Source organism: Phenylobacterium sp. (assembly GCF_036821595.1).
GTDB lineage: Bacteria > Pseudomonadota > Alphaproteobacteria > Caulobacterales > Caulobacteraceae > Phenylobacterium.
Window position 1 is genome coordinate 40,242 of the sequence record NZ_DAISJG010000015.1, and the last position, 12,413, is coordinate 52,654.

Annotated in this window: 14 protein-coding genes; 5 read left to right on the plus strand and 9 right to left on the minus strand. The window is 73.2% G+C overall.

The features are described from left to right. Nucleotides 1–28: 28 nt before the first annotated feature. Entirely contained in the window at nucleotides 29–793 is a 765-nt protein-coding gene (locus tag V7Z97_RS09770) for a phosphocholine cytidylyltransferase family protein (RefSeq protein ID WP_334163117.1), read from the plus strand. On the opposite strand, the gene V7Z97_RS09775 is transcribed toward V7Z97_RS09770, so the two are convergent. Genes V7Z97_RS09775 through V7Z97_RS09795 form a run of 5 tightly spaced genes read right to left on the minus strand, consistent with a single transcriptional unit; the run spans nucleotide 790 to nucleotide 5,408 of the window. Beyond that, nucleotides 790–1,557 carry a nucleotidyltransferase family protein gene (locus V7Z97_RS09775; protein ID WP_334163118.1) on the minus strand — a complete coding sequence of 256 codons (768 nt, stop codon included), beginning with the start codon at nucleotides 1,555–1,557 and terminating at the stop codon, nucleotides 790–792. The two genes, V7Z97_RS09770 and V7Z97_RS09775, sit on opposite strands and share 4 nt — an antisense overlap. Then, nucleotides 1,554–2,705 carry a dATP pyrophosphohydrolase gene (locus tag V7Z97_RS09780; RefSeq protein WP_334163119.1) on the minus strand — a complete coding sequence of 384 codons (1,152 nt, stop codon included), beginning with the start codon at nucleotides 2,703–2,705 and terminating at the stop codon, nucleotides 1,554–1,556. Before V7Z97_RS09780 ends, V7Z97_RS09775 begins: the two co-directional genes overlap by 4 nt. Continuing rightward, nucleotides 2,705–3,766 carry an LptF/LptG family permease gene (locus tag V7Z97_RS09785; protein ID WP_334163121.1) on the minus strand — a complete coding sequence of 354 codons (1,062 nt, stop codon included), beginning with the start codon at nucleotides 3,764–3,766 and terminating at the stop codon, nucleotides 2,705–2,707. The genes V7Z97_RS09780 and V7Z97_RS09785 overlap by 1 nt, the downstream gene beginning before the upstream one ends. Then, nucleotides 3,763–4,950 carry an LptF/LptG family permease gene (locus V7Z97_RS09790; RefSeq protein WP_334163123.1) on the minus strand — a complete coding sequence of 396 codons (1,188 nt, stop codon included), beginning with the start codon at nucleotides 4,948–4,950 and terminating at the stop codon, nucleotides 3,763–3,765. The genes V7Z97_RS09785 and V7Z97_RS09790 overlap by 4 nt, the downstream gene beginning before the upstream one ends. A 20-nt stretch (nucleotides 4,951–4,970) precedes the next feature. Continuing rightward, nucleotides 4,971–5,408 (minus strand): HIT family protein, encoded by a 438-nt coding sequence (locus V7Z97_RS09795; RefSeq protein WP_334163125.1) that lies wholly within the window; start codon nucleotides 5,406–5,408, stop codon nucleotides 4,971–4,973. 59 nt (nucleotides 5,409–5,467) lie between these two features. Between V7Z97_RS09795 and V7Z97_RS09800 the strand changes: the two genes are divergently transcribed. Continuing rightward, nucleotides 5,468–5,959 carry a DUF2141 domain-containing protein gene (locus tag V7Z97_RS09800; RefSeq protein ID WP_334163127.1) on the plus strand — a complete coding sequence of 164 codons (492 nt, stop codon included), beginning with the start codon at nucleotides 5,468–5,470 and terminating at the stop codon, nucleotides 5,957–5,959. On the opposite strand, the gene V7Z97_RS09805 is transcribed toward V7Z97_RS09800, so the two are convergent. Further along, a complete protein-coding gene (locus tag V7Z97_RS09805) occupies nucleotides 5,929–6,828 on the minus strand; it encodes a metallophosphoesterase family protein (protein ID WP_334163129.1) in 900 nt (299 codons plus the stop codon). The genes V7Z97_RS09800 and V7Z97_RS09805 overlap by 31 nt on opposite strands. 67 nt (nucleotides 6,829–6,895) lie before the next feature. On the opposite strand from V7Z97_RS09805, the gene V7Z97_RS09810 reads away from it, so the two are divergent. The 3 genes from V7Z97_RS09810 to V7Z97_RS09820 are packed head-to-tail and all read left to right on the plus strand — an operon-like array spanning nucleotide 6,896 to nucleotide 9,851. Beyond that, complete coding sequence (locus tag V7Z97_RS09810) at nucleotides 6,896–8,029, plus strand: CDP-alcohol phosphatidyltransferase family protein (protein ID WP_334163130.1); 1,134 nt, start codon at nucleotides 6,896–6,898, stop codon at nucleotides 8,027–8,029. After that, nucleotides 8,029–8,937, plus strand: a complete 909-nt coding sequence (locus V7Z97_RS09815; protein ID WP_334163131.1) for a diacylglycerol/lipid kinase family protein — start codon at nucleotides 8,029–8,031, stop codon at nucleotides 8,935–8,937. Before V7Z97_RS09810 ends, V7Z97_RS09815 begins: the two co-directional genes overlap by 1 nt. After that, nucleotides 8,937–9,851: a hypothetical protein gene (locus V7Z97_RS09820; RefSeq protein ID WP_334163134.1), complete on the plus strand. Its 915-nt coding sequence runs from the start codon at nucleotides 8,937–8,939 to the stop codon at nucleotides 9,849–9,851. The genes V7Z97_RS09815 and V7Z97_RS09820 overlap by 1 nt, the downstream gene beginning before the upstream one ends. A gap of 64 nt (nucleotides 9,852–9,915) precedes the next feature. Here the strand turns inward: V7Z97_RS09820 and spt are convergent, their stop codons facing one another. Genes spt through V7Z97_RS09835 form a run of 3 tightly spaced genes read right to left on the minus strand, consistent with a single transcriptional unit; the run spans nucleotide 9,916 to nucleotide 12,411 of the window. Then, nucleotides 9,916–11,130: a serine palmitoyltransferase gene (gene spt / locus V7Z97_RS09825; protein WP_334163135.1), complete on the minus strand. Its 1,215-nt coding sequence runs from the start codon at nucleotides 11,128–11,130 to the stop codon at nucleotides 9,916–9,918. Between the two features lie 8 nt (nucleotides 11,131–11,138). Further along, nucleotides 11,139–11,387: an acyl carrier protein gene (locus tag V7Z97_RS09830; RefSeq protein ID WP_334163137.1), complete on the minus strand. Its 249-nt coding sequence runs from the start codon at nucleotides 11,385–11,387 to the stop codon at nucleotides 11,139–11,141. A 40-nt stretch (nucleotides 11,388–11,427) separates the two neighbouring features. Continuing rightward, nucleotides 11,428–12,411, minus strand: coding sequence for an NAD-dependent epimerase/dehydratase family protein (locus V7Z97_RS09835; protein WP_334163138.1), 984 nt, complete (start codon nucleotides 12,409–12,411; stop codon nucleotides 11,428–11,430). Nucleotides 12,412–12,413: the final 2 nt, after the last annotated feature.

The following is a 12,413-nucleotide window of genomic DNA, read 5'->3' on the forward strand; positions in this document are numbered from 1 at the left end:
CGCGTCCAACTTCTGCGAGTGAGAAGCCATGTCGTCCGTGACTCGCGCCCTCATCCTCAGCGCCGGCCAGGGGAAGCGGCTCCTGCCGCTCACCACCGCCCGCCCGAAGTGCCTGATCGACCTCTCCGGCAAGACCCTGCTGGAGTGGCAGCTCCAGGGCCTGCGCGCCGCCGGGGTCCGCGAGGTGGTTGTGGTCACCGGCTTCAAGGCCGAGGCGGTGGACGCCGAAATCGCGCGGCTGTCGATCCCGGGGCTCGAGGTCCGCACCCTGTTCAACCCGTTCTACGACGTGGCCGACAACCTGGCCTCCTGCTGGATGGCCCGCGAGGTCTTCGACCGCGACCTCCTGCTGCTGAACGGCGACACCCTGTTCGAGCCGGCCGTGGCCGAGCGCCTGCTGGCCGCGCCTCCGTCGGAGATCACGGTCACGGTCGACCGCAAGGCCGAGTACGACGCCGACGACATGAAGGTGCTGGAGGCGGGCGGGCGGCTCAAGGCGATCGGCAAGACGATCGCCGAGTACAACGCGGAGTCCATCGGCTTCATCCGCTTCTCCGCCGCCGGCGCGGCGCGCTTCGTCGCCATGATCGACGCGGTCATCCGCGCGCCGGGCGGTCTCAAGCGCTGGTACCTGAGCGCCATCGACGAACTGGCCCGGGAAACCGGGGTGGTCACCGTCCAGTCCATCGAGGGCCTCGACTGGGGGGAGATGGACTTCCCGGCCGACGTGGAATCCAACCTCGTGCTGACCGAGCGCTGGATGGCCCGCCAGTCCTCCCAGACGGCGGCCTAGATGTCGGCCGCCTGGGCCTCGCCCACCAGCTTTCGCACCAACTCCAGGTCCCCGACCTTGTCCACGTCCACCGCGGCGAGGCCGTAGGGCGTCGCCACCGCCGCCGCCCGCACGCCGGCCAGCCGGCCCAGCCGCGCCACCGCGCCGATGAGCGTCAGCCGCCCCAGCACGAAGGCCGCGAGGATGCCGGGCCCGAGGATGGCCGCCATCCGCCAGGGCTTCTTCCGCTCCGCCTCCACCCGGCGCCAGAGCCGCACCGCCCCCAGCGCCTCCGGGGTGGCCAGGTAGAACAAGTTGCAGCCCGACCAGTGGCCGTCGGCCAGCCGCAGGTAGGTGCGCTGGGTGGTCGGGACCGCCGCCTCCACCGTTTCGCGCCGGGCCAGCAGGGCGCAGACGTCGGCGTCGGCGGGCGCGTCGGCCAGGAAGCGGGCGATCCACTCCGGCCGCAGCAGGGCGTGGTCGGAGGTGGTGACCAGCAGGGGCGTCCCCAGGGCCGCGGCTCCAGCCTCGACGCTGGCGCTCGGCCCGGCGGCCGCCTCCAGCACCTCGGCGCCCAGGACCAGGGCCTCGCGCCGCACGTCCGGGTGGACGGCGGAGACGGCGATACGGTCCGCGCCGGCCTCGCGCAGGGCCCCCACCACGCGGGCCAGCAGGGTGCGGCCCTCCAGGCGGATCAGCGCCTTGTGGGTGACGCCCGCGGCCTCGGCGAGCGGATCCGGCCCGCCCCGCGAGCCGGCCAGAACCAGCGCCTGGAACGGCCTCACGCCAGCGCCTTCTCGTAGATGCGGTAGGTCTTGTAGATGCGCGCTCCGGCCGCCTCGAGGATGTGCCGCATGGGCCGGTTGTCCTCCAGGATCCACGACAGCTCGGCCCGCTCGTACCCAAGTCGCCGGGCCGCGCTGGCGCCGGCGTTCATCAGCAGGAAGGGCAGGACCACGCCGCGCGGCGTGCGGGCGAACTTCCGGCGCACCCCCATCAGCGGCACGCGGGCGGTCTTCACGCCCTTCACCTTCAGCCGCCACAGCAGCCTGGCCCAGCCGAACGGCAGCAGCCGGCCGTGGAGGTCGCGGATCGCCTCGTTGACGTTGGGCAGGAAGACGATGAACCCGGCCGGCTCCCCGTCGATCTCCGCGAACCAGGTCAGCCGCCGGTCGATCACCGGCCGCATCGCCTTGGCGATCTGGGCGGTCTCCGCCTCGGTCGTGGGGGTGAAGCCCCAGTTGTCCTGCCATGCGTCGTTGAGGATCTCGGTGAGCCGGCGGACCTCCTCGTCGTAGCGGCTCATGTCCAGCTCGCGCAGGACCACGCCCTCGGGCAGGCCGCGCCGCACCCGCTCCAGCACCCGCTCCGGCAGGTCGACCGTGGTGTCGGCCATGTAAGCGTAGACGTCCTTGGCCTTCGCGTAGCCCTGGGCCTCGATCCGGGCCCCCGTGTAGGCGGGGTCATGACCCATCATCACCATCGGCGGGGTGTCGTGGCCCTCGACGAGCAGCCCGACCTCCTCGTTGACCGACAGGTTGAACGGCCCCAGCGCCCGCTCGCAGCCGCGGGCCCGCAGCCAGGCCTCCGCCTCTCGGAACAGGGCCTCGAACACCGCGGGGTCGTCCTCCGCGGCGATCAGGCCGAAGTGGCCCACCCTCCCCATCGACGCCGGCGCGAGACGGTCGATCTGGGCGCTGATCCGGCCCGCGTCGCGGCCGTCGCGCACCGCCAGCCAGAGCTGTACCTCGGCGTGGTCGAAGAACGGGTTGGTCTTCGGCGTCAGCGCCTCGCGCCGCTCCATCAGGAGCGGCGCGATGTAGTTCGGGTCGCCCCGGCCGAGCGCCATGGGCAGGCGGATGAACCGGTCGAGCTCCCGGCGGCTGGAGACCGGAACGAGGCCGATCGCGCTGGTCGCGCCGCTCCCGTCCATCATCCCTCCAGGTAGATGAGGGCCGTGAGCCCGCCGACCGAGAACAGGACCGGCGCCGCCCAGGCCGCCAGCCAGGCTGCGGCGAGCCCACTTTCGCCCACGGCGACAAACACCCCGTCCACCACCAGGAACACCAGCCCCGCCGCCAGGCAGCTCACCAGCAGGGCGGTCCCGCCGCTGCGGAAGTTCGCCAGGGCGACGGGCGCGGCCAGCAGCAGCATGACCACGCAGGCCAGGGGATCCGCCGCGAACCGCTGGAGCTGGGTGGCGTAGTAGCTCCGGGGCCGGACCGCCGCCTTGCCTTCCAGGCCCGCGGCCGCCGCGCCGGGGCTGATCTGGCTGCCGGCGAACAGAGCCTCCACGTCCCCGGGGGTGAGGTCGCTGCGCCAGATCATCTCCGCCGCCGAGGATGACTGCACCCGGCCGGGCGCCACGCTGCGGAAGGTCGGCGCCTCCAGCACCCAGGCGCCGTCGCGGTAGATCGCCGAGCGGGCGCGCGTCGTCTGGGTGAGGCGGCCCTCGGCGTTGCGGTGATAGATGGTGAGGTCGGTCAGCCGCTCGCCGCCCACGGACGCCGGCGTCGCCACCACGATGTCCGCGCCCAGGCGGAAGGTGCGCGGCTCGGCCGCCTTCTGGTCGGCGCTCGGCGTGGTCGCGCGCCACCAGTCAGTGAGGGTCTGGTCGGTGCGCGGGGCGACGACGGTGGCCATCAGCAGCTGGACGGCCATCACCAGGACCGCGGCCGGGACGGCGAGCGCGGTCACCCGGTAGGCGGACATGCCCGCCGCCCGCATGGCGGTCACCTCGCTGTTGCGGGCCAGCTTGGTGAAGCCGAACAGGGCCCCGGAGAGCACCGCCAGCGGCGCGGCCTGCTCGATCAGCCGCGGCAGGCGCAGGAGGGCGTAGTAGGCGACCCCGGCTAGACCGAGCTCCCGCTCGATGATGTCGGTCGTCACGTCCAGCAGGTCGAGCACCTGCAGCACGCCCAGCAGGACCAGCAGCGCCGCGAGGATCCGCAGGCCCACGGTCTTCAGGATGTGGGCGGCCATGGTCCCGGTCATGCCGGGGCCCGCTTCGGCAGGATCCGCTGGCGCAGGTCGAACACGGCGTCGGCGATCCGCTCCACGGCCACGCCCACGGGGGTCTCCCCCGGACGCTTGCGGCTGGTGGCGAAGGTGATCGCGCAGATCGCCATGAAGGCCACGAACGGCGCGCCGACGGAGAGCACGGCCGGCGCCTCGCCGCCCGCCGCCAGGCCCTGGCCGAACTGCAGGAGCTGGTTGAACGTCAGCAGCAGCAGGCCGGCCACGATGATCCCCGGCGCCGAGCCGCGGCGCTTGGTGGCGAGGCCGAGCGGCAGGGCCAGCAGCGGCAGCAGGGGAAGGGACAGCGCCCGGGCGAGCCGGGCCAGGAACTCGGCGATCAGGGTCTCGCGGGGGATCAGGCCGTCCGTGCGCCGCGATTCCCGGATCAGCTCGGTCAGGGTCAGCTCCCGCTCGTCGCCGCCCCGGGCCCGCAGCAGGCGCGCGGCCCCGCTCAGCGGCACCTCGAGGCTGAAGCTGTCGAAGCTCAGCACCTCCGGCTCGCCGCGGCTGTTGACCCTGAGCTGCAGCCCGTCGTCCAGCAGCAGGGTGGCGGTCTCCCCGTCGGCGTTGGTGCGGAGCTGGCCCATGCGCGCCGTCGTCACCATCTCGCGGCCCCGGTCGTCGACCTGGCGGATGAACACCCCGGTCAGCCGCCGCCCGGCGGCGTCCGCCACATCGGTCGTCATGGTCAGCCTGTCGCTTGGCGAGACGATCATCCCAGACTGCACCGAGCCGCTCCAGCCGGCGTTCTCCGCCGCGTGCAGCACCGCCCGGTAGGCGTAGCGGGAGTAGGGCTGCAGGAAGCCGAACAGCACCAGGCTGACGCACATCAGGACCAGCCCCAGCCCCACATAGGGGTAGACGATCCGGGTGAACGAGACGCCGCTGGCCAGCAGGGCGTCGACCTCGGAGTCCTGGTTCAGGCGCGAGATCACCACGAACAGGGCGATGAAGAAGGCCGCGGGCAGGGTGAGGCCCAGGTAGTGGGGCACTAGGTTGGCGGTCAGCTCGGTCAGGAAGCCGAACCGGTTGCTCGAGCCCGAAAGCACGTCCAGCAGACGCAGCACCCGCTCCAGCAGGAGGCCCGTGAGCGTCACCAGCATGGCCCCCAGCAGGGGCCACAGCATGAGCTTCAGCACGTAGCGGTCGATGATCCGCACCCGGTCCCCCGTCGCCGCGCCTAGGCGCCGGTCCAGCGTGCGGCGAGCTCGGCCGCGAGCGCCGCGGCCGCTTCGTCGTCCAGCGCCACGTGCGCGCCGAGGTTCGGCTGGGCGGGCCATCCCGCGTCGGGGTAGCTCTGGCCGCCGTGCTCCCGCGCGCCCTCGTAGCGGGGGATGACGTGGAAGTGGACGTCCCGGTCCACCATCATCAGCATCAGGTAGTTGATCCGCGCGTAGCCGACGAAGCCGCCGAGCAGGCGCTCGATCCCGTCCACTGCCGTCTTGAGGTCGGCGAAGGCCTCCGCGCCGAGTTCCGAAAAGGCCCCGGCGGGGTCCTTGCACACGAGCACCAGCGAGCCGAGCGTCGGCTGCTGCGGACGCACGAGCACCAGCCAGTGCGGCGTCTCGGCGACCTGGGTCCTTGGATACCCGAATTTCAGCGCGGTAGGATTGGTCATCGTCCGTCAGGACAGGCCACTGGCGCTGTCCCGTCCATCATAGGGAGGGGGTCGTACCGATGAAAGCCCGTTTGGCCGCCGCGTGCATGGCGGTCCTCGGCGCGCTCGCCGCGCAGGGTCCCGCCCGCGCGGCGGAGTGCGAGGGCGATCCGTCCGCCGGCGCGGTGCAGCTCGTCGTGCGGGTGTCCGGCCTGCAGTCCGCCCGCGGCCAGGTGGCGGTGACCCTCTATCCGAATGTGAAGGCGCGGTTCCTGGCGCCCGGGGGCAAGCTGGCCCGCGTGCGCACCCGGGCGGTGGCCCCGGTGACGACGGCCTGCTTCTGGGTGAGGCCGGGGGCCTATGCCGTGGCGGTCTACCACGACGCCAACGGCAACCATGACTACGACCGCAACGCCGTCGGCCTGCCGGTGGAGGGCTTCGCCTTCTCCAACGACCCGCCGACGCGATTCGGCCTGCCCGCCTTCGAGAGCGCGCGCTTCTCGGTGGGCGCTGGCGGGCGGACGCTGCCGGTTCAGATGCGCTACCTTCGCCCCGGCGACGTCAGCCGGTAGCGGCCGAGCTCGCCGAATTCGCCCTCGCCGGTGAGGCCGCGGGCGACCACGCCGATCTCGAACCCGTCGCCGACCCGGGCGATCTCCAGGCCGTGCCAGCGCGCGGCCTCGCCGTGCCCGTCCGCCGCGGCCGAGGCCGACGGAACGCCCAGCACGGGGATCGCGCCGGCCGGGCCGGCGACCCGGGTCACCAGGGCCTCGTGGGCGTGGCCGTGCAGGACGAGTTCGGCGCCCTCCCGCGCCAGCACCGCCCGCAGGGCCGCCGCGTCCGTCAGCGCCTTGCGGCCGGACACTGCGCCGTCGGCGACGGGATGGTGCACCAGCACCAGGCGGAAGCGCCCGGCCTCGCCCTGTTCGCGCAGCATCGCGGCCAGCCGGTCGATCTGCGCCTCGCCCAGGCGGCCCTGCGCCAGGTGCAGGGCCGTGGGGACGGCCGAGCAGAGGTTGATCAGCGCCACCTCGCCCCGCACCCGCAGCTTCGGGAAGGGCTCGGCCGCGTCGTCGCCCAGCCAGTCGCGCCAGGCCGCGAAGGGATCGGCGCCCGGGGCGCGGACCAGGGCGTCGTGGTTGCCGGGGCTCACCGTCACCGCCCCGGGCGGGCCGATGCTCTCCAGCCAGGTCCGTGCGGCGGCGAACTCCTCCGCCGTCGCGAAGTTGGTCAGGTCGCCGGTCAGGGCCACATGGTCCGGCGCCTGGGCGCGCACGTCGGCCACCAGCGCCGCCAGCACCTCGGCCCTGTGCCGCCGGCGCTTGCGCCGCCAGGCGATGCGGCTGAGCAGCCGCTTCGACGCGACGTCGCGCCAGCCCAGCCGCACGTCCGGCGGCGGCAGGTGGGGATCGGAGACGTGGGCGAGGCGGAAGTGCGGCAAAGCGTGAAGGATTCTGGTCAGGCCGAGCGCAATCTGGCTATCAAGGCGCCGGCTTTGAATAGGGGTGATGCGCGTCTTGGGCGAGTCGGGCGAGGTTGAATCTGGCGGGCGTCGGCCGCTCGGCGTGACGGTCGGCGGCGGGGCCGCGCGCATCTGGGGCATGACCGGCGCCGAGCGCCTGCGCCGCACCTTCGTGCGCGCGGGGCTGGAGCCGGCCGAGGCGGTCGCGCCGGACCGCGCCGCGGTGATCGCCCGCGCCGACTGGGTTATCGACGAGCCCCTGGTCAAGGAGGTCGTCGCGCGGCCGGGCGTGGTGCTGGTCGGTCCGGGCGGCGAGCCGGTGGCGGCGCATGCGCCCGCGGGACGCGCCGAGGCCGTCGCCGCCATGCTCGCGGCCGGATCCGCGCCGGGCGAGCTGGAACGGCTCGATCCTTCGTCGGTCGCCTACAACAGCGCCCTGCGCAAGCGCGAGCCGCCGGTTCTCGTGCCGCTGACGGAGGCCAACGTCCGGACCGTCGAGGCGCGGACCTTCAAGGGCTCGTACAAGGGCGTCACCGACATCGTCACCAAGTACCTCTGGCCGACGCCCGCGCGGATCGTCACCCGCTGGTGCGCCCTGGCCCGCATGACGCCCAACCAGGTCACCTTCGTGGGCTTCCTGCTGGTGCTGGCGGCCTTCTGGCTGTTCTGGATCGGCGCGTTCGGCTGGGGCCTGGTCTGCGCCTGGATCATGACCTTCCTGGACACCGTCGACGGCAAGCTCGCCCGGGTGACGCTCACCTCGTCGAAGTTCGGCAACCTGTTCGACCACGGCATCGACCTGATCCATCCGCCCTTCTGGTGGTGGGCCTGGTACGTGGGCCTGCAGGCCACCGGCCAGCTGCCGCCGGACGCCGGCCTGATGCTGGGAATCATCCTGATCGGCTACTGGGTGCAGCGGGGCCTGGAGGGCGTGTTCATGCGCCGCTACGGCTTCCACGTGCATTCGTGGCGGCCGTTCGACAGCTTCTTCCGGCTGATCACCGCCCGGCGGAACCCCAACCTGCTGATCCTGACCCCGGCGGCGCTACTCGGCGCCCCGGGCCTGGGCTTCTGGCTGGTGGGCGCCTGGACAGCGATCTCCCTGGCCGTGCATGCCGTGCAGCTCGCCAAGGCGCTGATGACGCCGCGCGACCAGGTCGTCTCCTGGCTCTCGCGCTGATGCGCGCCGGCGTCATCCGCAACCCGAAGAGCCACCGCAACCGGCGCGACATGGCCTGGGCCGCGGCGCCCGAGGGCACGCTGTTCGCCAAGCCGAGGACCAAGGACGCCCTCACCGAGGCGCTCGCGGGCTTCGCGGGGGAGGGGGTCGACACCCTGGTGATCGACGGCGGCGACGGCACCGTGCGCGACGTGCTCACCCGCCTGCCGGCCGCCTTCGGCGAGCGTCGGCCGCGGCTGGCCGTGGTGCCGTCCGGCAAGACCAACGTCCTGGCCGAGGACCTCGGCGTGCCCGCCGGCTGGACCGTGGAGGCCGCCCTGCAGCGCGCGCTGGACCCCGGCCGGCCGCGGGTGAGCCGGCCCTGCGTGGAGGTCGAGCGCCGTGACGGGACCGAGCGGCGGCGCGGCTTCATCTTCGGGACCGGCGCCTATGTCCGCGCCACGCGCCTCGCCCAGTCCGCGCACCGGATGGGCGCTTTCGGGACCGCCTCGGTCGCCCTGACCCTGGCCGCCTCCGTGGCCCAGAGCATGGCGGGCCGCAGCGACCGCGGCTGGCGGGCCGGGGAGCCCATGCGGCTCGCGCTCGGCGGCGGCCCCGCCACGGACGGATCGCGCTTCCTGGTGATCGCCTCGACGCTGGAGACCCTGCCGCTCGGCCTCAAGCCGTTCGGCCCGGTCCGACCGGGCCTAAAGACCCTGGCCATCGACGCCCCGCCGCGGCGGCTCGTGGCCGCCCTGCCGCCGCTCTGGACCGGCGCCCGGCCGGCCTGGCTGGAGGGGGCGGGCTATGTCCGCCGCGACGGCGACCTCGAGGTGGCCTTCGAGGGCGAGTACGTGCTGGACGGCGAGGCCTATCCCGCCGGCGCGCTGACCGTCCGCCAGGGCCCGGTCCTGGAGTTCGTCACCTGATGGCGGTGTCGCTGGACTCCGTCGTGAAGAAGGAGCTGGGCGCGCGGACGCCGCCGGCCATCCGCCGCTTCGCCGAGGCCCTGGCGCAGGCGCCCGGCGCGATCGCCGTGCTGTTCTACGGCTCGACCCTGCGGACCGGCGATCTCACCGGCCTGCTCGACTTCTACGTCCTCACGGACCAGCCGCACCGCACCGGCCTGCGGCGCCTCGCCGAGCGCGCCCTGTGGCCCGAGGTCAGCTATCGCGAGGTCGACGCCGACGTGGGCGTCCTGCGCGCCAAGGTCGCCACCATGCCGCTCGCCACCTTTGCGCGGGCCGCCGGCGGCGAGACGCTCGACACCACCATCTGGGCGCGCTTCGTGCAGCCCACGGCCCTGGTCTGGACGCGGGACGTCAACGTCCGTGACGAGGTCGTCCGCGCGGTCACCGCGGCCGTGCGCACCGCCGGCCGGTTCGCCGCGGCCCTGGGGCCAGAACGGGGCGTGGCGCTGGAGTTCTGGCGCGCCCTGTTCCGCCAGACCTACCAGGCCGAGTTCCGGGTCGAGACCGCGGGCCGGGCCGACGAGCTGCTGCGCGCCGCCCCGGCCCGCTGGACGACGCTCCTGCCGCTCGCCTGGAGCTCCGAGGGCCTGGCCTTCCAGCGCGTGGGCGACGACCTGCGGCCGGCGCTCGATCCCGCGCTGCGCCGCCACCTGCAGGATCGCTGGCGGATGCGCCGGCTGGCCGGCAAGCCGCTGAACATGGCGAGGCTGGTCAAGGCCGCCTTCACCTTCGACGGCGCCGCCCGCTACGCCGCCTGGAAGATCGAGCGGCACACGGGCCTGCAGATCGCCGTCACCCCGTTCCGCGAGCGCCACCCGATCCTGGCCGCGCCCGGCGTGCTCTGGCGCCTCTGGCGCGCGAAGCGGGCCTGATGTTCGCCCCTTCCTCCTCGATGGAGGAAGCGTAGGGATGGTCGTGGGCGGGGCGGATCCAGCCCTAGGCCGAGACGCGCTGTTCCGAGGGCAGCAGGCCGATCTGCCGGCCGACCGCCTCGAACACCCCCAAGACCTCGTCGATCTGCTCGAAGGTGTGGGCGGCGCTGACGCTGGAGCGCAGCAGCGGGCGGTTGTCCGGCGTGGCCGGCGGCATGGCGAGGTTGAGGTAGACCCCGTTGGCCAGCAGGGCGTTCCAGGCGGTCAGCGCCGCCGGCAGGTCGGGCATCACCACGGCCACGATCGGGCTGACGGTGTCGCCGGTCGTGAAGCCCATGGCGCGCAGGCCGTCGAACAGCCGCTTGGAGTTGGCCTGCAGGCGCGCCCGCAGCCCGGGTTCGTCCTCGACCCGCTTCAGCGCCGCCAGCGTCGAGGCGACGACCGCCGGGGGCAGGGAGGCGGTGAACATGTAGGGGCGGCTGACGACGCGCAGGATGTCGAAGTCCCTGTCGTCGGAGACGCAGAAGCCGCCGATCGCGCCAAGGCTCTTGGAGAAGGTGCCGACGATGTAGTCCACGTCGGCTTCCACGCCGGCGGCTTCCGCCAGGCCGCGGCCCCTGTCGCCCAGCACGCCCATGGAGTGGGCCTCGTCCACCAGCAGGTAGGCGCCCATCTCGCGCTTGACCGCGACGATCTCCTTGAGCGGCGCCACGTCGCCCATCATCGAATAGATGCCCTCGACGACGATCAGCCGCTCGCCGGGCTGGTCCTTCAGGCGGCGCAGGCGCTTGTAGAGGTCTTCCGGGTCGTTGTGGCGGAAGCGGATCACTTCGGAATGGCCCAGCCGCGCGCCGTCGTAGATCGAGGCGTGGCTGTCGGCGTCGAGGATCAGGTGGTCCCCCCGGCCGACCAGGGCCGAGAGCACGCCGAGGTTGGCCTGGTAGCCGGTCGTGAACACCATGGCGTGCTCGCGGCCGTAGAACTTGGCCAGGTCGCGTTCCATGGCCAGGTGGCCGTCGAAGCTGCCGTTGGCGATCCGCGAGCCCGTGGTGCCCGTGCCCCAGGCGCGCACCGCCTCGGCCGAGGCCTCGATGCAGTCCGGGTCGAAGGTCAGGCCCAGGTAGTTGTTGGTGCCGAGCAGGATCACCCGCCGGCCCTGCAGCTCGGCCTCGGTGGGCGACCGCACGGCGTCGAAGCGAACGTTGAAGGGGTCCGCGCCCTGGCTGCGGATTCCCTCGTAGGCCTGGCTGTAGCCCAGATGCTTGTCGAGCAGTCCCATTGTCCGCCTTACGCCCGCAGCTCGGTGATCAGACCGCTCAGGTCGCCGATCGTCTGAATATCGGCAAGTCGATCGAGGGGGATCGAGATGTCGAAGCGGTCTTCCAGCTCCATGACGATGTTCATCAGCGCCAGCGAATCGACCGCCAGGTCTCGGGCGATGTCAGTGTCGTCCTGCAACCGCACGGATCGGCCAAGCACGGTTGCCACGGCGCGCTCGATTTCGCGCACCGTGAGGTCAGTCACGACTTCGGCCATGCTTAAGCCCTGCCCCCTGTGGCCCGGTCCCGGTGAGTAGCTAATCATGAAGCTCCGGATTTTCCACCGTTTGTAACGCCGCGGTCACGAATTCTCGCGGCAGCCAGCCGGCGGCCCGATACCAGCGCGCCGTCTGCGCCAGACCGGTCGAAAGGTCAAATTCCGGTTGTGGCAGCCCGGCCGCGCGCTCATGCGGCGCCACGCTCCAGTCGGGGTGCAGGAGCTCGCGCGCCTTGCCCGGCGTGAAGATCGGAGCCCCGCCCGCAAGGCGGCGGAGCACGCTCGCGGCCGCCAGGCCGTGCACGACCGCGCCCGGTGTGCGGACCAGCCGGGGCCGGCCGCCCATCACCTCGGCGGCGGTGCGCATGATCTCGGCCCAGCCGTAGCCCTCGGGCCGCGAATCGCTGAGCGCATGGGTCGCGCCCTGCGGCGTCATGTCCGCCAGCGCCGCCACCTGCCGGGCCGCGTCCTCCACATGGATCAGGGCGGTGCGGGCGTGGTCGGCGAACACCGGCAGGACCGGCGTCCGCGCCGCCGCCCGGAACAGCGGCAGGATCTCCCGGTCGCCGGGCCCGTAGATGGCCGGCGGCCGCACGACGGTCAGGCGGTCGCCCACGAGCGCGCGGGCGGCGTCCTCCCCGGCGCGCTTGCTGGCGGCGTAGGGGGAGAGCTGCGGCTCCCGCGCGGCGAGGCTGGAGACCAGCAGCAGGTGGGCGTCCCCCGCGGCGGCCGCGATCGTCGCCGCGCCCTCGGCGTTGACCCGCGCGAAGTCCTCGAGCCTGCGGGCCTTCACAAGCCCGGCGGCGTGGATCACCACGTCGGCGCCGCGGGTCAGGGCCGCCAGGGCCGCCGGATCGGAGAGGTCGCCGGCCACCACCTCGGGCTCGAAGCCCCGCCAGTCGGCGTGGATGGGGTCGCGGCGGGTGAGGACGCGGACGCGCCAGCCCTGACGGGCCAGCTCGCGCGCCACCTGGCGGCCGAGGAATCCGGTCGCGCCCGTGAGCGCCGCGAGCCCTCGGGCCACCG

Coding starts and splice junctions, on each gene's coding strand:
- V7Z97_RS09770 (WP_334163117.1), top strand. CDS start 29: ATGTCGTCCGTGACTCGCGCCCTCATCCTCAGCGCCGGCCAGGGGAAG.
- V7Z97_RS09780 (WP_334163119.1), bottom strand. CDS start 2,705: ATGGACGGGAGCGGCGCGACCAGCGCGATCGGCCTCGTTCCGGTCTCC.
- V7Z97_RS09785 (WP_334163121.1), bottom strand. CDS start 3,766: ATGACCGGGACCATGGCCGCCCACATCCTGAAGACCGTGGGCCTGCGG.
- V7Z97_RS09795 (WP_334163125.1), bottom strand. CDS start 5,408: ATGACCAATCCTACCGCGCTGAAATTCGGGTATCCAAGGACCCAGGTC.
- V7Z97_RS09800 (WP_334163127.1), top strand. CDS start 5,468: ATGAAAGCCCGTTTGGCCGCCGCGTGCATGGCGGTCCTCGGCGCGCTC.
- V7Z97_RS09810 (WP_334163130.1), top strand. CDS start 6,896: ATGCGCGTCTTGGGCGAGTCGGGCGAGGTTGAATCTGGCGGGCGTCGG.
- V7Z97_RS09815 (WP_334163131.1), top strand. CDS start 8,029: ATGCGCGCCGGCGTCATCCGCAACCCGAAGAGCCACCGCAACCGGCGC.
- V7Z97_RS09820 (WP_334163134.1), top strand. CDS start 8,937: ATGGCGGTGTCGCTGGACTCCGTCGTGAAGAAGGAGCTGGGCGCGCGG.
- spt (WP_334163135.1), bottom strand. CDS start 11,130: ATGGGACTGCTCGACAAGCATCTGGGCTACAGCCAGGCCTACGAGGGA.
- V7Z97_RS09830 (WP_334163137.1), bottom strand. CDS start 11,387: ATGGCCGAAGTCGTGACTGACCTCACGGTGCGCGAAATCGAGCGCGCC.